The following is a 19,059-nucleotide window of genomic DNA, read 5'->3' as shown; positions in this document are numbered from 1 at the left end:
TACTCGTCCACGATGTCGGAACCCGAAACCACCGAGCGGCGTGGGGTCGACCGCGCACCCGCGCTCGTCTGTCGGGTGCGGACGGTCCTGCGTAGCTCCGTCCTGATCGCTCGCCGACTGGCGTTCTGGCTGGCCGTCGTCCTGCCAGTGGTCTACGTTCCGCTCCTGTTCGTCGACGGTCACTGGGCCACTCTCGCCGTGTCGGCGCTGCTCGTCGCGCACGTGCTCGCGGTCCTCGCCGGCAGTGGCTACGATCCGAACGGCTGATACAGTGTTAACAGCGCCGATAAATTTTCTCCGTCGCTCTCGATCGGTCTCGAAACGCGTGAAACACCGCCGCGGCGGTGTAAAATACCGACTACCTCCGCTGAAACGAGCTAAACTCTACCCAACCGTCGGCCCGTTATATGCCGGTGTCGGACATAGCGACGAGCGAGGAGAACGCTCCAATGTCCATCGCACCGCCCTTCGACTCCGACACGGTCGCCCTCGACGCACAGTCCATCCGAACGCTCGCCTTCCGTCCCGTCGAAGCGACGGCGTTCTGGACCGCTGTGGCGCTCCCGCTGGTCTACCCCGCCCTCATGTTCGGTGGACTCGGCGGACAGGAGCTGTTCCTCCTCGCGGCGGCGCTCGCGCTCCACGTCGCCGCTCTCCGTCTCGGCCGGGGACACGGCCAGGACGACTGATCCCGCCGGCCGCCCGACTCCCCGCGGTCCCGCTTTCCTCCCCTCGTGGTCCCTGCTGCCCGTCCGAGCGTTCAAGTACCGAGACGCGACCAGCCCCGCCCATGCACGACGACACTCGCGTGCTGGCCGGCGACTGTACCACGCTGTTCGAGACGACCGGCGCACAGACCCAGCGGACCCGCGAGCAACGCGGCGAGGTCCTCGTGGTGGTCAAACCCGACAACACCGTTCTCGTCCACGACGCCGACGGCTACCAGCCGGTCGCGTGGCTCACGCGGCCCGACAGCGTCACCATCGATGGCGGGACCGTGGTCGCCCGCGACGGCGACGACCTCCTGCGCGTCGTCACCCACGACGAGCACGGCAGCGCCAGCTACCCGGTCTCGGAGGCCGGCATCCCCGTCGGCGACTGCCCGGGGTGTGCGGGCACGCTGGTCCGGTCGAACGGCGCGGTCCGGTGCTCGGACTGTGCGGAGCGCTACGGCCTCCCCGCGGACGCGACGATCACCGGCGGCCGCTGCCGGGACTGTCGCCTCCCCACCATCCGCACCGAACGGGGCCGAGCGTTCGAACTGTGTCTGGACCGAGAGTGTGAATCGCTGGACGACCGCGTCACCGACGCCTTCGACCGCGAGTGGGCGTGTCCGGAGTGTGACGGCGACCTCCGCATCGTCCGGAAGGGCGGGCTGTTCGCCGGCTGCGAGCACCACCCCGACTGCGAGGCCGCTTTCGCCATCCCCACCGGTGTGGTCGTCGACACCTGTGCCTGCGGGCTCCCGCTGTTCGAGACCGCCGGGGGCCGTCGCTGTCTCGACGCGACGTGCTCGCAGGCGCAGGTGAGCGAGGCGGCGACGTACTCCGGGCCCTGACGCTCCGTCTCCGATACGACCCGCAGGGGCTTTACTCGCCCACGCGCAGGCAGGAGTATGGACGCGACGCTCTCCGATGGGGTCGTCCGGGCCGGCAAGCGGGCCCGCGAGCAGTTCTACGACTCCAGCGGGTACGGTCGGCCGGTCGACGCCGGGAAGCTCGAACTGGCACCCGTCGAGGCGGCACACCTGCTGTATCGCGGTGACCTCGACGGTGTCGACGGGATGGGACTTCGGGAGCTACTGAACTCCGCGTTGCTGTCGGAGGTCGACTTCTTCGTCTACAAGGACCTGCGCGACCGGGGGTTCTACTGCTCGCCGGCCCGCTCGGAGCGCGTCACGGACCCCGACGGCTGTGACTTCGTCGTCTATCCGCGGGGCAAGGGGCCATGGGACGACGCGGTCGCCCACCGGATCCGGGTCGTCAGCGAGCGCGAGACGGTCCCGGCAGCCGATCTGGGGGCGTGTGCGCTGGCCGTCGTCGACGAGGAGAGCGAGATCAGCTACTTCGAGACCCACCGTCCGGACGTGACCGGAACGAGCCGATCGTCCGTCCCCGACACCGACGGCGACCTGCTCGCAGACCGGGTCGTCTGCTGGGACCCGCCCGAAGAGCTGTACGAAGCGGCCTTCTACGGGCAACCGCTCGACGAGCAGGACGCGCAGGCGATCCAGCTCTCGCTGGTCGAGGCCGCGTACCTCGCCGGGGCGGGCACCCTCCACGTCGAGGGCGATGCCGACGCGGTGATCGAACGCGGTCGCGCCGTCGAGGGCGATCGGTTCGACCGCCGGCTCGCGGTGTACGAACGGCTTCGAGAGCAGGGGATCGCCCTTAAAACCGGCTTCAAGTTCGGCGCTGACTTCCGGACCTACGCCGCCGTCGAGAGCGTCGCGGACCTGGGCCACTCCGAACTGCTCGTGCGGGCGTTCGACGCCGGCCACGTCTTCGAGCCCCGAGACCTCGCACTGGACGTGCGCCTGGCCCACGGCGTGCGCAAGACGATGGCCTACGCGTTCGTCGGCGGCGAGGGGATCGACTGGCTGGCCGTCGAGCGGCTGACGCCCTGACTGCGGCCCGAAACGAACCCTTTTTGCGCCGACGACTGCCTACGCATGAATAGATTGGCTCGCGCCAGTCAGTTCCACCATGAGTGACCCAGATCGCACCCGCGACGAGGGATCGCCCGACGACCACAGCGCCGCGTCGGGTTCGGACTGGCGCGAGCGCTCGGGGACCCCCGTCCGAACGGACGGTGGAACGGAGGCGGACGGCCCCGACGCTGTCGCTCTCGATCCGTGGGGCTCCTCGACGGTCTCGGACTACCGGAAGCTGTTCGACCAGTTCGGCATCGAGTCCTTCGACGAGGTCCTGCCCGAGGTCCCGGAGCCCCACTACCTGATGCGACGGGGCGTCATCTTCGGTCACCGCGACTACCGCCCCGTGGCTCGCGCGATGCGCGAGGGCGAACCGTTCGCCGCGCTGTCGGGGTTCATGCCGACGGGCGACCCTCACATCGGTCACAAACTCGTCTTCGACGAGATCATCTGGCACCAGGAGCGGGGCGGCGACGCCTACGGCCTGATCGCCGACCTGGAGGCCCACAGCGCCCGCGGCCTGACCTGGGCGGAGATCGACGAGCACGCGACGAACTACGTTCTCTCGCTGCTGGCGCTGGGCTTCGATCCCGAGGACGGAGAGCTGTACCGCCAGTCCGAGAACCGCGACGTACAGGATCTCGCCTTCGAACTCGGTGCCGAGGCGAACTTCTCGGAGCTCCAGGCGATCTACGACTTCGACGGCGAGACCGACGTGAGTCACATGCAGTCGGTCGTCACCCAGATGGCCGACATCCTCTACCCGCAACTCGACGGGCCGAAGCCGACGGTGATCCCGGTCGGTCCCGACCAGGACCCACACATGCGACTCGCCCGCGACCTCGCGGCCCGGATGGGCTATTTCGGCGTCACTCGCGCGTACGCGAGCTTCGAGGTCGACGACGCCGAGCGGGAGCTGCTCGGTGCCGCCCACGAGGCCCTGCAGGCCGACCGTTCGGCCGACGAGCGCGTCCGCTGTGAAGCGGCCGCCGACTGGATCGAGGCCGAGATCGCGCCCGACGACGTGCGCCAGCGCACCGTCGAGAAGCTCCGGGCAGCGGGCAAGGAACCGCTCCGCCCCCGGACTCGCTTCCTCGATCGCAACGCCACCGACGAGGCCTTCGAGGCGCTGATCGAGGCGGTCGAGGGCGAGAAGCGCGTCTACGACGAGCACGTCGACGCCTTCGACATGGACCGCGAGGCCGCCACGGAACTGGCCCGCGAGATCGCGATCGACCACGGCGGCTACGGCTTTCGCGCACCGTCCTCGATCTACCACCGCTTCATGACGGGGCTGACCGGCGGCAAGATGTCCTCCTCGATTCCCGCCTCACACATCTCGCTGCTGGACGACCCCGAAGACGGCTACGACAAGGTGAAGTCGGCGACGACCGGCGGCCGATCGACCGCCGAGGAACAGCGCGAGAAGGGCGGCAAGGCCGACGAATGTCCGGTCTACGAGCTGTACGCCTACCTGCTCGCCGGTGACGACGACGAGTTCGCCAAGGAGGTCTACGACGAGTGTGTCGGGGGCGAACGGCTCTGTGGGGGCTGCAAAGAGCAGGCCGCCGAACTGATGGAGTCGTTCCTCGAAGACCACCAGGAGAAACGCGCCGAGTGGGAAGCGAAACTCGACGAGCTCGACATCGACCTCGACAGCGATCGCAAGCGCTGACCGCCCGTCACGCTCCACAACGCTTTTCGCCAGCCACGGTAACACCCCGCATACGCTGCCCGGATCTCGGTTCCGACGTTCCGATCACCAGCCAGTGACGCGTTCGGGACTCGGCTTTCTCTTTGCCGCCTTGAGCGGCGGATTCGGGGCACATCGAGCGGCGAGCCTCGACGAAACCGTTCGCGGCAAGTGAGAACCGTTAACTGACGAACCCGCCGTGTATCCGACAACGAACATGCGACTACCACACGCGCAGGTGGCCCTGCTGGAGGCCGCCGACGCAGACGACGCCAGACGTATCGACGCGCTGGCCGACGAGGCCGGCCTGAAACCGGAGACGGCGACCGGTGCCGCCTTCGCACTCGAAGACGAGGGACTGCTCGCACTCACCGAGGAGACCGTCGAGTCCGCCACACTGACCGACGAAGGCCGTGCGTACCTCGACGAGGGGCTCCCGGAAGTCCGCTTCTACCGCGGTGCGATCGACGCCGGTGCGGACGACGAGCCCGCGGAGATGGGACCGGTCATCGGCGCGGCCGGCCTCGACGGCGCGGCCGTCGACATCGCGCTGTCGAACTTCGCGCGCAAGGGGTACGGCCAGATCGACAGCGGTGCCGTGTCGGCCGACCCCGAGGCCGATCCCGACAGCGATCCGGAGGCCGCGGCGCTGGCCGCGCTGGCGGACGGCGAGTCGGTCGCCGACGAGGACGTGCTCGCACAGCTCGACCGCCGCGGACTGGTCGAGATCTCCGAGACCACGGTCCGCTCCGCGCGGCTCACCGACGACGGCGTGACGACGCTGATGGCCGGCGTCGAAGTCGCGGAAACGGTCGGACAGGTCACCCCGGAGCTGCTGACTTCCGGGGAGTGGCGTGACGTGGAGTTCGCCGAGTACAACGTCGAGGCCGACGCCGACGAGGTCCGGACCGGCAAGACCCACGTCCTCCGCCGGCAGGCCGAGAACGTCACAGACACGCTCGTCGGCATGGGCTTTCAGGAGATGCAGGGCCCGACGGTCGACGCGGACTTCTGGATCAACGACTGCCTGTTCATGCCACAGGACCACCCCGCGCGCAACCACTGGGACCGCTTCGCGCTGGAGCAGCCGGCACAGATCGACGAGCTGCCGGCGGCCCTCGTCGAGCGCGTCGAGTCGGCCCACCGCGAGGGCGTCGGTCCCGACGGCGAGGGGTACCACTCGCCGTGGGATCTGGACTTCGCCAAGGCCCTGGCCCTGCGGGGTCACACCACGTCTCTGACTGCACGTCACCTCTCTGGCGAAGCGCTCGGCGAGCTGGAGCCGCCCCAGCGGTTCTTCTCCATCGAGAAGGTCTACCGCAACGACACGCTGGACGCGACCCACCTGCTGGAGTTCTTCCAGATCGAGGGGTGGGTGATGGCCGAGGAGCTGTCGGTCCGGGACCTGATGGGGACGTTCACCGAGTTCTACGAGCAGTTCGGGATCAGCGACATCCAGTTCAAGCCCCACTACAACCCCTACACCGAACCGAGCTTCGAGCTGTTCGGTCGCCACCCCGAGACCGGCGAACTGATCGAGATCGGCAACTCCGGCATCTTCCGCCCGGAGATGCTCGAACCGCTCGGCGTCGACTGTGACGTGATGGCCTGGGGGCTGGCCCTGGAACGGCTGCTGATGCTCGTGACCGGTGCCGAGGACATCCGAGACGTCCACGGGACGCTCGTCGATCTCGACTTCCTGCGATCCGAGGAGGTGCTCTACTGATGCCAACTGTCGACATCGACCCCGACGAACTGCGCGAACTGACCGGCCACGGCGACAAGAGCGACGCCGAACTCCGAGACGACCTGTTCTCGCTGGGCCTGGAGTACGAGGGCGAGACCGACGAGGGCCACTTCGAACTGGAGTTCGCCCCCGACCGGCTGGACAGACTCTCCGTCGAGGGGATCGCCCGCTCGCTGCGCTACGACTACGGCGACGACCGCGGCGTGTACGTCCCGAGCACCAACGACGCCGAGTGGACGATCGAGGTCGAAGACACGCCGCCGGAACGTCCCTATGTCACCGGCGCGATCGTCCGCGGGCTGGACCTCGACGAGTCGTCGCTGGACTCGCTGATCCAGCTTCAGGAGAAGCTCCACGCCACGATGGGACGCAAGCGCGCCAAGGGCGCGATCGGCGTCCACGACCTGACGATGCTGAAGGGCGGCGCGGCGAACGTCACCGCTGCACCGCCCCAGGACGAGGCGGTCGACGATCTCGCCCGCCCGGACGCCGACGCGACCGGCGAGGGTGCTGACGCCGACTCGGCCACGAAGACGATCACTTACACGGGCATCGACCCCGACAGCGAGGAGTTCGTCCCCCTCGAAGGCGACCGTGCGATGACCCCCGCCGAGGTGACCGACGCCCACCACATCGGCGTCGAGTACGCCGATCTCGTCGCCGAGATGGATCGCGTCCCGGCGATCTACGACTCGATCGGGCTGTTCTCGTTCCCGCCGGTCATCAACGGCAAGCGGACCGAAGTCGACACCGGCTCGCGGGACCTCTTCATCGAGATGACCGGCACCGACCAGTGGACGATCGACCACATGCTGTCGATCGTCTGTTACGCGCTCGACGCTCGCGGCGGCACCGTCGAGGAGGTCGCCGTCGAGTACGCGGACGGCGCGCCCGGCGAGTACGCGGGTCAGTCGTTCCTCCGCCCGGATCTCGGGACCAAGACCAAGACCGTGGCCCACGACCGCATCGAGGCGATTCTGGGCGTCGACCTCGACAAGCGCGAGATCGGCGATCTCGCCGACCGGGCCGGTCTCGACGCCAGCGAGACCGACACCGACGGCGTCTACGAGTTCGAGATCCCGCCCTACCGCGTCGACGTGCTCCACCCGATCGACGTGATCGACGACCTCGGTCGAGCCTACGGCTTCAACACGCTGGAGCCGCGGTACCCCGACGTGTCGACAGTCGGGGGCCGTCACGACCGCTCGAAGCTCGAACGGGCGACCCGAGACGTGCTGGTCGGTCTGGGCTTCGAGGACCTGCTGAACTTCTACATGATCAGCGAGGAAGCGAACTACGAGCGCCTGCAGGTGACGCCCGGGAGCGACGTCGTCGGCGGCGGCGATCCCGTGACGATCCAGGAGCCCTACAGCGAGGACTACACCATGTTGCGGTCGTGGGCGCTGCCCTCCGTCATGCTCGTCCTCGAAAACAACACGCACCGTTCGTACCCACAGGACCTCGCAGAGATCGGTCTCGCTGCCGAGGTCGACGAGTCGACCAACACCAACGTCGCCGAGCACCGCACGGTCGCGGCCGCGGTCGCGCGTCACGACGCCTCCTACGAGGACGCCAAGACGCGCCTGCAGGCCATCGCCGCCAACTTCGACACAGAACTCGCGACGCCGCCGATCGACCACCCGACGTTCATCGACGGCCGGACCGCGGCGGTCGAACTCGACGGCGAGGCCGTTGGCGTCGTCGGTGAGATCGACCCGGCCGTGCTCGTCGAACACGACCTCGAAGTACCGGTGGCCGGCTTCGAGTTCCGTCTGGACGCTCTGGAGTAGCGAGGCGCGCTCTCGGCGGGCCTCGAAGTCGAACGGTGAGGAACGAGCCGTGAGCAGCAGAGTGAGCCGACGGCAAAACTTGGCTGCCCGCTCCGACTATACTCTACAGATCAGCGCCGACGGCGTCCTCGATCGTCTCGAACCCGTCCGCTTCGAGCAGCGCCACCAGCCCCTCGTTGATCTCTCGGGCCAGCGTCGGTCCCTCGTAGACCAGCGCCGTGTACAGCTCGACCAGCGTCGCGCCGGCCCGTATCTTCCGATAGGCACCCTCCGCGCTGGAGACGCCGCCGACGCCGACGACCGGTACGTCGACGCGCTCGGCGACGAACCTGACCATTCGCGTCGCCCGGTCCTCGATGGGCTTGCCCGAGAGGCCACCGGTCTCGACGCGGTGCCTGCTCTGTAGAGACGCGGGCCGCTCGGTGGCGGTGTTGGTCGCCACGACGCCGTCGAGATCCAGTTCGCGAACGATCGCCAGCGCGTCCTCGATCGCCGGCTCCGGAAGGTCGGGCGCGAGTTTGACCAGTATCGGAGCCGCGCCGGCGTCTTTCAGCTCCCCGAGAATCGCCGCCATCGACTCCCTGTTCTGGAGCTCTTCGAACCCCTGTGAGTTCGGACAGGAGACGTTGACGACGAAGAAATCGCCGCCGTCGGCCACCCGCTCGTAGGTGTAGCGGTAGTCGTCCGGTGCGTCGTCGGTGCCGACGTGCTCGCTCTTGGCGATGTTGACGCCGACGGGCACCGCGGCGTCTGTCGCCGCCAGCCGCTCGCCGACGGCGTCTGCGCCGTGGTTGTTCAACCCCATCCTGTTGATGATCGCCTCGTCTTCGCGCAGACGGAACATCCGCGGGCGGGGGTTCCCGGTCTGTGGCTCGGCCGTGACGCCCCCGACCTCGACGAAGCCAAAGCCCAGCGCACCGAGCGCACCGGGGACCTCGGCGTTCTTGTCGAATCCCGCCGCGACACCCACCGGACTGTCGAACCGCTGGCCGAACGCCTCGATGGCGAGTCTGTCGTCGTCGACCCGGTACCGTCGTTCGAGCAACTCCGTCACAGGCGTCTCGTCGGCCACTTCGAGCAGTCGGTGTACCGTTCGGTGGGCGGTCTCTGCCGGCAACTGAAACAACAGCGGTCGTGCGATGTCGTAGGGGTTCATGTGTCTCGTCTGGCAGTCGCGATTCAGGTGGACCGCGATCCGCCGTGATGGTGCTGCTAAAACTCGTGTTCGACGTCCTCTGGGTCTGCTTTCTGAATGATGATCTTGTTGTCTCGGACGCGGACGAACACTTCGTCACCGATCTCCATCCCAGCGACTGCGAGTTCGTCCTCGTGGATGTTGATGTGAACGTTGTGGTACTCGCCATCGTCGTCTTTGGCGCCACTTGGGCTGAGCTTCTTTTTTCGCACCATCGCGCTATCCTACTCCGTGCATCGCCGTAGGATATACTTAAGTCTACCGTGCGAGGCGTATCGTTCACGCGTCACCGCGCGCGAGCACGGGACACGGCCGCTTCTGTACCCGGCTTCGGGGCTCTGTTCGTTATCACATATAAATGTACCGTGGCGGGAGCGGTCGATTTGGGGGTATATTTATGTTGAGCCATGTGTTCAATTGACATGGAACGGTGAGAACCATGGCACGCGACAAGGACAAGCGCAATTTTGCGCTCCGAACACAGGACGGTGACGAAACGAGCGTCTTTTCGGGTGGAACACCACGTCAGGCGGCACTGAAGGCCGCCCGGCGTCTCGATCCCGCCGACAGCGAAGACGACGCAGATCCCGAAGAGATTCGGCTCCGCGAGAAGGGAACCCACAAGGTCCACATCTACGAGGGATGGGCCTGGGAAGAGGAGGCTCCCGACGACAAGCCCGGCTGGATGCCGGGTGACATCACGAAGGGGAACGTCTCCAAAGAGGGCGTAGAGCACCTCGACGAGATCTAGCCGTTCGAGCCCCGCTATTTTTGCGCCGATCGTTCCATGTCGAGAGACATTTACAACCCGGGCGCTCACGTACACGTGCGCGGCCACACTCGGCCCGACCGACGCACGCTGCACGGAATGACCGGCTGACCTCCAGCCGCGCGATACTCACACAGTTTGCCGTCCGTCTCTGGTGCGTTCCGTCGTCCGTGATGAGGGACTATCCCGACACAGTGCAGTCGGCGGTCTCTTTGTTTATCGACCTGCTGGCCGCTTTCATACCGGTGACTGTACGTCTGTACAGAATTTTGCGACCTCGTGGTCGCGAATATCCTGAGACAGTTACAGCCGGCAGTATCGGTGTACTACCGTACGACCCCCAACATACCCATGTAACCGCATGCCGTAGCGGGGTTCGTTCGACGCCCTTAAGTTCTCCCTGCTCCTCAAACGTAATACGAAGCGGCGCAGGGCAGACCGCCCTTGCCGGGCCTCGTGTCCATCCGACGCCCTTAACTGTAACAGGGTGTTCGGCTTGGACGCAACCGATGCCTGGCTGGGGACGAACCCCTGGCCACACGGACCACACGGCGAGTCCCTCTCGCCGAACACAACTCGAAGGCTTTATGATGTCTTCGGGAGTATGTTCAGGTCCGAAAAAATGAGGATTCCACCCCTGCGGTCCGCCGTCAAGATGGAATCTGATGTTAGCTCTAGTAGTTCGGTGACACTCGGTCGACGGGTGTCGTCGGACGCTCTTCGATAGCGACCACACCCTTATGGGTGTGATCCCGCCTAACCCCCCTGCTCTGCAGGGGACATTCCGGTTGATCCTGCCGGAGGCCATTGCTATCGGAGTCCGATTTAGCCATGCTAGTCGCGCGGGCTTAGACCCGCGGCAGATAGCTCAGTAACACGTGGCCAAACTACCCTATGGACGGGAATAACCTCGGGAAACTGAGGCTAATACCCGATACAGCTCTCAGGCTGGAGTGTCGAGAGCTGGAAACGCTCCGGCGCCATAGGATGTGGCTGCGGCCGATTAGGTAGACGGTGGGGTAACGGCCCACCGTGCCTATAATCGGTACGGGTTGTGAGAGCAAGAACCCGGAGACGGTATCTGAGACAAGATACCGGGCCCTACGGGGCGCAGCAGGCGCGAAACCTTTACACTGCACGACAGTGCGATAGGGGGACTCCGAGTGCGAGGGCATATAGCCCTCGCTTTTCTGTACCGTAAGGTGGTACAGGAACAAGTGCTGGGCAAGACCGGTGCCAGCCGCCGCGGTAATACCGGCAGCACGAGTGATGGCCGCTATTATTGGGCCTAAAGCGTTCGTAGCCGGCCGGTCAAGTCTGTTGGGAAATCGACGCGCTCAACGCGTCGGCGTCCAGCGGAAACTGACTGGCTTGGGGCCGGAAGATCTGAGGGGTACGTCTGGGGTAGGAGTGAAATCCCGTAATCCTAGACGGACCACCGGTGGCGAAAGCGCCTCAGAAAGACGGACCCGACGGTGAGGAACGAAAGCTAGGGTCTCGAACCGGATTAGATACCCGGGTAGTCCTAGCTGTAAACGATGCTCGCTAGGTGTGCCGCAGGCTACGAGCCTGCGCTGTGCCGTAGGGAAGCCGAGAAGCGAGCCGCCTGGGAAGTACGTCTGCAAGGATGAAACTTAAAGGAATTGGCGGGGGAGCACTACAACCGGAGGAGCCTGCGGTTTAATTGGACTCAACGCCGGACATCTCACCAGTCCCGACAGCAGTAATGACGGTCAAGTTGACGACTTTACCCGACGCTGCTGAGAGGAGGTGCATGGCCGCCGTCAGCTCGTACCGTGAGGCGTCCTGTTAAGTCAGGCAACGAGCGAGACCCGCACTCCTAGTTGCCAGCAATACCCTTGTGGTAGTTGGGTACACTAGGAGGACTGCCAACGCTAAGTTGGAGGAAGGAACGGGCAACGGTAGGTCAGTATGCCCCGAATGGACTGGGCAACACGCGGGCTACAATGGTCGAGACAGTGGGATGCGGCACCGAGAGGTGGAGCTAATCCCCTAAACTCGGTCGTAGTTCGGATTGTGGGCTGAAACTCGCCCACATGAAGCTGGATTCGGTAGTAATCGCGTGTCAGAAGCGCGCGGTGAATACGTCCCTGCTCCTTGCACACACCGCCCGTCAAAGCACCCGAGTGAGGTCCGGATGAGGCCATCATGCGATGGTCGAATCTGGGCTTCGCAAGGGGGCTTAAGTCGTAACAAGGTAGCCGTAGGGGAATCTGCGGCTGGATCACCTCCTAACGATCGGGACCAGGCCGACGCGCCTGGCCCACCTTTGGCAGCGTCCACCGACACCCGTCGACCGGGCACCTATGAACTACTAGGGCTAACGTTGCGGACGAGGCGTCGGGCCCATAGCTCAGCGGCAGAGCACCTCCTTTGCAAGGAGGAAGCCCTGGGTTCAAATCCCAGTGGGTCCATACCCCGTACGTGTTCGAACCGAGCCCCTTAAGTGTGGGACGGCGCTCGAACGATGTACGGCAGACCAGTGCACTACTCCGTGCAAGCGTGGGTAGGAAGGGTTGATGTACAGACCGGGTCGCACCGGCTGTACTGATGACACCGCGTGTACGTGCGATCCAGGCGTCCACTGGACTCGTGCAATTTCATCGAGTCACAACCAAATTTGACGTTGGCTACTGTGCCGCCTGGTGGATAGCTCGGCTCGGAAGCCGATGACGGACGTGCCAAGCTGCGAAAAGCCATGGGGAGCCGCACGGAGGCGAAGAACCATGGATCTCCGAATGGGAATCCCTCTTACAATTGCTTCGCGCAATGGGGAACCTCGAGAATTGAAACATCTTAGTATCGAGAGGAACAGAAAGCGCAATGCGATGTCGTTACTAACCGCGAGTGAACGCGACACAGCCCAAACCGAAGCCCTCACGGGCAATGTGGTGCACGGACTACCTTTCATCGGCCGACCGTCTTCACGAAGTCTTCTGGAACGAAGCGTGATACAGGGTGACAACCCCGTAGTGAAGGTCAGTACGTCGTGTGGTAGCTCCAGAGTAGCGGGGGTTGGAAATCCCTCGTCAAGACGGCAGGCATCGACTGCCAAGGCTAAATACTCTCCGAGACCGATAGTGAACAAGTAGCGTGAGCGAACGCTGAAAAGCACCCTCAGACGGGGGTTGCAATAGGGCTTGAAATCAGGTGGCGATCGAGCGACGGGGCTTACAAGGTCCTGTAACAAACGAGAGCGGCGCGAGCCGTCAGTAGGACTTACAGGAAGCCGAAGTTCCGTCGTGCGTTTTGAAAAACGAGCCAGAGAGTGTGCCTGTTTGGCGAGTCTAACCCGATAATCGGGGAAGGCATAGGGAAACCGACATGGCCGCAGCATTGCGAGGGCCGCCGTCTTCAAGGGCGGGGAGTCAAACGAGCACGACCCGAAACCGGGTGATCTACGCGTGGGCAGGGTGAAGCGTGCCGAAAGGCACGTGGAGGCCCGTTAGGGATGGTGTCCTACAATACCCTCCCGTGACCTACGTGTAGGGGTGAAAGGCCCATCGAACCCGGAAACAGCTGGTTCCAACCAAAACATGTCGAAGCATGACGTCCGCCGAGGTAGTTCGTGGGGTAGAGCGACCGATTGAGGTGCTTCATTTCGAGAGAAGTGAACACTTCTGTCAAACTCCGAACCTACGAACGCTGTCGACGCGGGCAGTCCGGTATGCGGGGTAAGCCTGTGTACCGTAAGGGAGACAACCCAGCGCCGGGTTAAGGTCCCAAAGTGTGGATTAAGTGTGATCGAAAGTGGTCTCAAGCCCTAGACAGCCGGGAGGTGAGCTTAGAAGCAGCTACCCTCTAAGAATAGCGTAACAGCTTACCGGCCGAGGTTTGAGGCGCTGAAAATGATCGGGACTCAAATCCACCACCGAGACCTGGCCGCTCCCGTGAAAGGGAGATCGAGTAGGTTGGCGCTCCGATTGGATGGAAGCAGGGGTGAGAACTCCTGTGGACCGATCGGTGACGACAATTCTGGCCATAGTAGCAGCGATAGTCGGGTGAGAATTCCGACGGCCGAACGAGCAAGGGTTCCTCAGCACTGTTCGTCAACTGAGGGTTAGCCGGTCCTAAGTCCCCCCGTAATTCGAAGGGGACGACATGGGAAGCTGGTTAATATTCCAGCGCTCGTATGCAGTGAAACCGACGCCTCGGGGTCGACCAAGCCGGGCCTTCGCCCGGTCGAACCGTCCAAATTCGTGGAAGCCGTAACGGCAGGAAGCGGACGAACGGCGAGAAAGGGTAACTTGGTTCAACCTGGGGCCCGTGAAAAGGGAGCATACGATCCGTACCGAGATCCGACACAGGTGCTCGTGGCGGCGAAAGCCAAGGCCTGTCGGGAACAACCGACGTTAGGGAATTCGGCAAGTTAGTCCCGTACCTTCGGAATAAGGGATGCCTGCTCCTGACAGGAGCAGGTCGCAGTGACTCGGACGCTCCGACTGTCTAGTAACAACATAGGTGACCGCAAATCCGCAAGGACTCGTACGGTCACTGAATCCTGCCCAGTGCGGGTATCTGAACACCTAGTACAATAGGACGAAGGACCCGTCAACGGCGGGGGTAACTATGACCCTCTTAAGGTAGCGTAGTACCTTGCCGCTTCAGTAGCGGCTTGCATGAATGGATTAACGAGAGCGTCACTGTCCCAACGTTGGGCCCGGTGAACTGTACGTTCCAGTGCGGAGTCTGGAGACCCCCAAGGGGAAGCGAAGACCCTATGGAGCTTTACTGCAGGCTGTTGCTGGGACATGGTCGCTACTGTGCAGGGTAGGTAGGAGACATTACACAGGTATCCGCGCTAGCGGACCACCGAGTCAGACATGAAACACTACCCGGTAGTGACTGTGACCCTCACTCCTGGCGGAGGACACCAATAGCCGGGCAGTTTGACTGGGGCGGTACGCGCTCGAAAGAATATCGAGCGCGCCCTAAGGCCATCTCAGCCGTGACAGAGACGCGGCGAAGAGCGCAAGAGCAAAAGATGGCTTGACAGTGTCACTACCAACACGGTGACGCTGACGCGAAAGCGTGGTCTAGCGAACGGATGCGCCTGCTTGATGCGGGCCGATCTACGACAGAAAAGCTACCCTAGGGATAACAGAGTCGTCACCGGCAAGAGCACATATCGACCCGGTGGCTTGCTACCTCGATGTCGGTTCCCTCCATCCTGCCCGTGCAGCAGCGGGCAAGGGTGAGGTTGTTCGCCTATTAAAGGAGGTCGTGAGCTGGGTTTAGACCGTCGTGAGACAGGTCGGCTGCTATCTATTGGGGGTGTAAAGGTATCTGACAGGAACGATCGTATAGTACGAGAGGAACTCCGATTGGTGGCCACTGGTGTACCGATTGTCCGAGAGGGCACGTGCCGGGCAGCCACGCCACACGGGGTAAGAGCTGAATGCATCTAAGCTCGAAACCCACCTGGAAAAGAGATACCGCAGAGATCACTCGTAGAAGACGAGATAGATAGACTCGGGGTGTACGCGTCGAGGCAACGAGACGTTGAGCCCGCGAGCACTAATCGACCGAAGCCACACACTCATTGCACTGTGACTCGTTGCGTTGCACGAGTCCAGGCGTTCACTGGATCGCACGTAGACGCGGAGACCGAGACTGGTATCCTCGTGGTTCGACTCCACGACTCGGCGTAAAGGCGGCCATAGCGGCAGGGAAACACCCGTACCCATCCCGAACACGGACGTTAAGCCTGCCAGCGTTCCAGTGAGTACTGGGGTGTGCGAACCCCTGGGAAAGCCGGTTCGCCGCCTGCTACTCATACTTTAGAGCCCGCAGCCATTACGGCTGTGGGCTTTTTTCATGTCGATCGACAGCGGCAGTGCTCTCTCCGAGCCGAGAAGTGGTGACACTGTGTCGATCGGCAGCTCTGGCGCGGCCTTGTGATCGTAGACACGCCACGGCAGCGGTCGCGGTTTCGTCGATCAAACGAGAGTCGAACCGAGACCGCTACGCTTAAGCGAACCACCCCATTACCTGAAATTGCGCCAAGGTGGCAGAGTTCGGCCTAACGCAGCGGCCTGCAGAGCCGCCCATCGCCGGTTCAAATCCGGCCCTTGGCTTTCTACGATACATGGGCTGAAAGAGTGGTTCGACCCTCGACCATCGACTCGGTGACGAATCAGTGTGTTCGATCGAGAAGACGGTAGAATCCGCTGGAAAGAGGAGTTACTCGGCGACGAACGCTGCGAGGTCGAGCATGCGGTTAGCGAAGCCGAACTCGTTGTCGTACCAGGTCAGCACTTTGACGAGGTCGCCGACGACGTTCGTGTTCTCGAGGTCGACCATCGTCGAGTAGGGCTGGCCCAGCACGTCCCGAGAGACGATCGGGTCGTCACTGACGCCCAGTACGCCTTCGAGTTCTCCGTCGGCGGCGGCCTCGAAGGCGGCGTTGATGTCGCTCTCGGTGGCGTCCGTTTCGAGTGTACAGACGAACTCGGTGATCGAACCGTCGGGAACCGGGACGCGCATGGCCATCCCGTCGAGTTTCCCTTCGAGTTCGGGGAGGACTTCGGTCGCGGCCTGAGCAGCGCCCGTCGTCGTCGGGATGATGTTCTCGGCCGCAGCGCGGCGACGGCGGGGCTTGCTGTTGGGCCCATCGACGAGGTTTTGGGTGCCAGTGTAGGCGTGGACCGTCGTCAACTGGCCCGACTCGATCCCGAATTCGTCTTGTAGTACCTTCGCAACCGGAGTGATGGAGTTTGTCGTACAGGACGCGTTCGAGACGACGTCTTCGCCGTCGTACTCGTCGTGGTTGACGCCGTAGACGAGTTGTTTGACCGGCGTGTCGCCCTTCGGCGGTGCGGAGATGACGACTTTGTCGGCACCGGCGTCGAGATGTTGGCTCGCGTCTTCGTGGCTGCGGAAGATGCCGGTCGACTCGAAGGTGATGTCGACGTCCAGCTCCTCCCAGGGGAGCTGGGTCGGATCGGTCTCGTGGAAGACGCCCGCCTCGAAGTCGGTCCCCTCGACGGTCAGAGTTCCGTCGTCGAGGCTGGCACCGTCGAGTCGTCCCATGACGGAGTCGTACTTGGCGAGATACTCCATCTCCTCGTCTTCCATCACGTCGTTGATGCCGACGATCTCGATGGCGTCGTTGTCCAGCGATGCGCGGAACACGTTGCGACCGATGCGACCGAAGCCGTTGACTCCGACGCGAACAGTTTCTTCGCTCATGGTACATAGCCCGTCCACCGTCAGTAAATGGTTTTCGAAGTGGACGTGGTTCGGTACTGTTACCTCTTGTTGTCAACGTCTGGCACCGCAACTGGTCGCTGTTCTCACTGAAACAGCCGGCATTCTATTCGGATTGTCAATATATGGGTGCAGGATAGTTTATTTAGTATTGTAATTCTGTTCTCTGCCGGCAATGTGGTTGTATCTGCGAGGCGTGTCGACGTTATACTGCTATTCACGGTGTGAGTTCGTGGCTGCGTCTCTGAACGTTGTCTGGCCGATATATCCCAATCAAAATCGATCTCAAACAATCGCAACCGGACCGTTTCGTTCACACTCGTCGCGTCGATGTCTACGGTGTGCGTTTCGGTGTCGATGGCTGGATAGTGTGTCCGGACACCGTCCCGACAGTACGGCTATCGACGTGGTGCCCATCAGCGTCTCCGCGTACACGGGCGCTCACCGTGGCTCTCGATCGTGCTCATTACAGACCGGCGTTCGGCTTCCCGACAGGTGGGCCGAAGGTTTATTCCCCAACGTCCGTCTAGGGTAGGTAGGATGAGACGCGACGACCGCGACGACCCCTTCGACGAGTTCTTCCGCGAGCTAGAGCGGATGATGAACGACGTGATGGGACCGGAGGGCGACGTCCACATCGAACAGGGTGGCGGCGGTTCGAGAGGCACAGATATGCACCTCGACGTACACGAGACGGACGATCAGCTCCGGGTCGTCGCCGACGTGCCGGGCGTCGACAAGGACGATATCGATCTGAAGTGTGACGGAACGGTCTTGACGATTGAGGCGGCCGGGACCCACCGCGACTACGACGACCAGATCACGCTGCCGGCCCGCGTCGACGAGCACTCCGCGAACGCGACGTACAACAACGGTATTCTCGAAGTTACGTTCGACCGTGCAGAAGATCCCAGCGACATCAGTCTGAACTGATACGGATTATTGTAGCGATTTACCGGTGATCGTCTACTCCGTGGCGACGATCACCGGCAAGCAACTACAATAAACCGTATGAATCGCTGGGCTACTGACTCGCTGCCGTCGCTTCGATCAGCGCTGCTACGTCGTCCCAGAACCCGTCTTCGTATTTCGTGGCGCTGTCGATCGTCGGGCGCGCGTTGGTCTCGTTGACGACCGTGCGGTCGTCGGTCACGAGCAGATCGACGCCGAGATAGTCGATCTCCAGCGCCGCTGCTGCTCGGCGTACCAGTTCCCGTTCGTCGGGTGCGAGCGTCACGCCGGTGGCCTCGGCCCCGCGGTGGACGTTGTGCTTCCACTGGCCGCTGGCCAGTGCGTCCTCGGGGAGGCGGCGCTCGACCGCGCCGACGTACTCGCCGTCGACGACCATCGCCCGGTAGTCCCGTGCGTCGGGGAGATACTCCTGGACGAGAAACGACTGGTCGCCGGTCGCCCGATAGTCGTGGACCAGATCCAGGTAATCGCAGACGCCCAGAAAGGAGTCGAGGTCGTGGGCCTTCGCGACGCCGACGCCGCGGGTCGTCGCGTTGGGCTTGACGACCACCGGCGGGTCGAACTGCTCGAAGGCTGCTCTGAGATCGGCTTCGTCGACGGGATCGGAGACGACGACAGTCTCGGGTGTCGGGACGCCGGCCTGCGAGAGGTGGGCGAGTGCCTCGCCCTTGTGTCGGGAACGCAAGATCGCCTCGCGGCCGTTGACCCACGGGACGCCCAGTAGCGCGTCGGCGACGCCGCCTTCCGCGAGCCGCGGTGGGAAGACGAAGCCGGCGTCGTACTCGTCGAACGGCGAGTCGGCGATGGCGATCGTTCGCTCGTCGGTCCGGACGTGCGAGACCTCGATTCCACGCTGGGCCAGTGGCTCGCGCATGCGCTCGAACGTCTCGGCTCTCGTCGGGACCGCCAGCTTGAGCATACCTCTATTTTGAGCGGAATGATACAAAGGCTACCTATTCGAGCCGCCTGAGTGAGGAGTACGAACTTCGCTTTCTGAAGTGTGTGATTGA

Annotated in this window: 13 protein-coding genes, 2 tRNA genes and 3 rRNA genes; 14 read left to right on the top strand and 4 right to left on the bottom strand. The window is 63.4% G+C overall.

Going from position 1 to position 19,059, the window contains the following annotated elements:
- Positions 1-12 precede the first annotated feature (12 nt).
- The 7 genes from HALKA_RS0104125 (at position 13) to pheT (ending at position 7,883) form a co-directional block, all read left to right on the top strand.
- Positions 13-267 (top strand): DUF8028 family protein, encoded by a 255-nt coding sequence (locus tag HALKA_RS0104125; protein ID WP_155119357.1) that lies wholly within the window; start codon positions 13-15, stop codon positions 265-267.
- Positions 268-407: 140 nt separating this feature from the next.
- Positions 408-689: a DUF8028 family protein gene (locus tag HALKA_RS0104120; RefSeq protein ID WP_018256793.1), complete on the top strand. Its 282-nt coding sequence runs from the start codon at positions 408-410 to the stop codon at positions 687-689.
- 101 nt (positions 690-790) lie between these two features.
- Positions 791-1,558, top strand: a complete 768-nt coding sequence (locus tag HALKA_RS0104115) for a topoisomerase DNA-binding C4 zinc finger domain-containing protein (protein WP_018256792.1) — start codon at positions 791-793, stop codon at positions 1,556-1,558.
- 57 nt (positions 1,559-1,615) lie between these two features.
- Positions 1,616-2,626 carry a tRNA-intron lyase gene (endA, locus tag HALKA_RS0104110; RefSeq protein WP_018256791.1) on the top strand — a complete coding sequence of 337 codons (1,011 nt, stop codon included), beginning with the start codon at positions 1,616-1,618 and terminating at the stop codon, positions 2,624-2,626.
- Positions 2,627-2,705: 79 nt separating this feature from the next.
- Complete coding sequence (locus HALKA_RS0104105) at positions 2,706-4,328, top strand: tryptophan--tRNA ligase (RefSeq protein WP_018256790.1); 1,623 nt, start codon at positions 2,706-2,708, stop codon at positions 4,326-4,328.
- A gap of 235 nt (positions 4,329-4,563) precedes the next feature.
- Positions 4,564-6,072, top strand: coding sequence for a phenylalanine--tRNA ligase subunit alpha (pheS, locus tag HALKA_RS0104100; protein WP_018256789.1), 1,509 nt, complete (start codon positions 4,564-4,566; stop codon positions 6,070-6,072).
- Positions 6,072-7,883, top strand: coding sequence for a phenylalanine--tRNA ligase subunit beta (gene pheT, locus HALKA_RS0104095; protein WP_018256788.1), 1,812 nt, complete (start codon positions 6,072-6,074; stop codon positions 7,881-7,883). Before pheS ends, pheT begins: the two co-directional genes overlap by 1 nt.
- A gap of 103 nt (positions 7,884-7,986) precedes the next feature.
- Here pheT and HALKA_RS0104090 read toward each other — a convergent pair whose 3' ends face one another.
- On the bottom strand, positions 7,987-9,039 hold the full coding sequence (locus tag HALKA_RS0104090) for a quinone-dependent dihydroorotate dehydrogenase (RefSeq protein ID WP_018256787.1): 1,053 nt from the start codon (positions 9,037-9,039) through the stop codon (positions 7,987-7,989).
- A gap of 56 nt (positions 9,040-9,095) precedes the next feature.
- The gene (locus HALKA_RS0104085) at positions 9,096-9,293 is read right to left on the bottom strand and encodes a hypothetical protein (RefSeq protein WP_015761641.1); all 198 of its coding nucleotides are present in this window, start codon (positions 9,291-9,293) and stop codon (positions 9,096-9,098) included.
- Between the two features lie 224 nt (positions 9,294-9,517).
- Between HALKA_RS0104085 and HALKA_RS0104080 the strand changes: the two genes are divergently transcribed.
- The 6 genes from HALKA_RS0104080 to HALKA_RS0104055 all read left to right on the top strand — a co-directional run bounded on the left by HALKA_RS0104080 (position 9,518) and on the right by HALKA_RS0104055 (position 15,945).
- Positions 9,518-9,829 (top strand): non-histone chromosomal MC1 family protein, encoded by a 312-nt coding sequence (locus tag HALKA_RS0104080; RefSeq protein ID WP_015761640.1) that lies wholly within the window; start codon positions 9,518-9,520, stop codon positions 9,827-9,829.
- A gap of 799 nt (positions 9,830-10,628) precedes the next feature.
- Positions 10,629-12,101 (top strand): 16S ribosomal RNA (locus HALKA_RS0104075).
- A gap of 109 nt (positions 12,102-12,210) precedes the next feature.
- Positions 12,211-12,282, top strand: a tRNA-Ala gene (locus HALKA_RS0104070).
- Positions 12,283-12,489: 207 nt separating this feature from the next.
- Positions 12,490-15,408 (top strand): 23S ribosomal RNA (locus HALKA_RS0104065).
- A 109-nt stretch (positions 15,409-15,517) separates the two neighbouring features.
- Positions 15,518-15,639: ribosomal RNA gene (gene rrf / locus HALKA_RS0104060) — 5S ribosomal RNA — on the top strand.
- The 16S, 23S and 5S rRNA genes sit together here with 2 tRNA genes alongside, the layout of an rRNA operon.
- A 230-nt stretch (positions 15,640-15,869) precedes the next feature.
- Positions 15,870-15,945 (top strand) — tRNA-Cys (locus tag HALKA_RS0104055).
- A 106-nt stretch (positions 15,946-16,051) separates the two neighbouring features.
- Here the strand turns inward: HALKA_RS0104055 and gap are convergent.
- Positions 16,052-17,059, bottom strand: coding sequence for a type I glyceraldehyde-3-phosphate dehydrogenase (gene gap / locus HALKA_RS0104050; RefSeq protein ID WP_015761639.1), 1,008 nt, complete (start codon positions 17,057-17,059; stop codon positions 16,052-16,054).
- 558 nt (positions 17,060-17,617) lie between these two features.
- Between gap and HALKA_RS0104045 the strand changes: the two genes are divergently transcribed.
- Positions 17,618-18,010 carry an Hsp20/alpha crystallin family protein gene (locus tag HALKA_RS0104045; RefSeq protein ID WP_018256786.1) on the top strand — a complete coding sequence of 131 codons (393 nt, stop codon included), beginning with the start codon at positions 17,618-17,620 and terminating at the stop codon, positions 18,008-18,010.
- A 91-nt stretch (positions 18,011-18,101) separates the two neighbouring features.
- On the opposite strand, the gene HALKA_RS0104040 is transcribed toward HALKA_RS0104045, so the two are convergent.
- Positions 18,102-18,968: an ATP-grasp domain-containing protein gene (locus HALKA_RS0104040; RefSeq protein ID WP_018256785.1), complete on the bottom strand. Its 867-nt coding sequence runs from the start codon at positions 18,966-18,968 to the stop codon at positions 18,102-18,104.
- Between the last annotated feature and the right edge of the window lie 91 nt (positions 18,969-19,059).

Origin of the sequence: Halomicrobium katesii DSM 19301, assembly GCF_000379085.1 — an archaeon.
Classification (GTDB): domain Archaea; phylum Halobacteriota; class Halobacteria; order Halobacteriales; family Haloarculaceae; genus Halomicrobium; species Halomicrobium katesii.
The sequence above is the reverse complement of the archived record's forward strand: the minus strand, read 5'-3'. Positions and strand labels throughout refer to the sequence as shown.

What these genes read in the sequence shown, in the direction of transcription:
- HALKA_RS0104125 (WP_155119357.1), top strand. Translation starts at nt 13, where the DNA reads ATGTCGGAACCCGAAACCACCGAGCGGCGTGGGGTCGACCGCGCACCC.
- HALKA_RS0104120 (WP_018256793.1), top strand. Translation starts at nt 408, where the DNA reads ATGCCGGTGTCGGACATAGCGACGAGCGAGGAGAACGCTCCAATGTCC.
- HALKA_RS0104115 (WP_018256792.1), top strand. Translation starts at nt 791, where the DNA reads ATGCACGACGACACTCGCGTGCTGGCCGGCGACTGTACCACGCTGTTC.
- endA (WP_018256791.1), top strand. Translation starts at nt 1,616, where the DNA reads ATGGACGCGACGCTCTCCGATGGGGTCGTCCGGGCCGGCAAGCGGGCC.
- HALKA_RS0104105 (WP_018256790.1), top strand. Translation starts at nt 2,706, where the DNA reads ATGAGTGACCCAGATCGCACCCGCGACGAGGGATCGCCCGACGACCAC.
- pheS (WP_018256789.1), top strand. Translation starts at nt 4,564, where the DNA reads ATGCGACTACCACACGCGCAGGTGGCCCTGCTGGAGGCCGCCGACGCA.
- pheT (WP_018256788.1), top strand. Translation starts at nt 6,072, where the DNA reads ATGCCAACTGTCGACATCGACCCCGACGAACTGCGCGAACTGACCGGC.
- HALKA_RS0104090 (WP_018256787.1), bottom strand. Translation starts at nt 9,039, where the DNA reads ATGAACCCCTACGACATCGCACGACCGCTGTTGTTTCAGTTGCCGGCA.
- HALKA_RS0104085 (WP_015761641.1), bottom strand. Translation starts at nt 9,293, where the DNA reads ATGGTGCGAAAAAAGAAGCTCAGCCCAAGTGGCGCCAAAGACGACGAT.
- HALKA_RS0104080 (WP_015761640.1), top strand. Translation starts at nt 9,518, where the DNA reads ATGGCACGCGACAAGGACAAGCGCAATTTTGCGCTCCGAACACAGGAC.
- gap (WP_015761639.1), bottom strand. Translation starts at nt 17,059, where the DNA reads ATGAGCGAAGAAACTGTTCGCGTCGGAGTCAACGGCTTCGGTCGCATC.
- HALKA_RS0104045 (WP_018256786.1), top strand. Translation starts at nt 17,618, where the DNA reads ATGAGACGCGACGACCGCGACGACCCCTTCGACGAGTTCTTCCGCGAG.
- HALKA_RS0104040 (WP_018256785.1), bottom strand. Translation starts at nt 18,968, where the DNA reads ATGCTCAAGCTGGCGGTCCCGACGAGAGCCGAGACGTTCGAGCGCATG.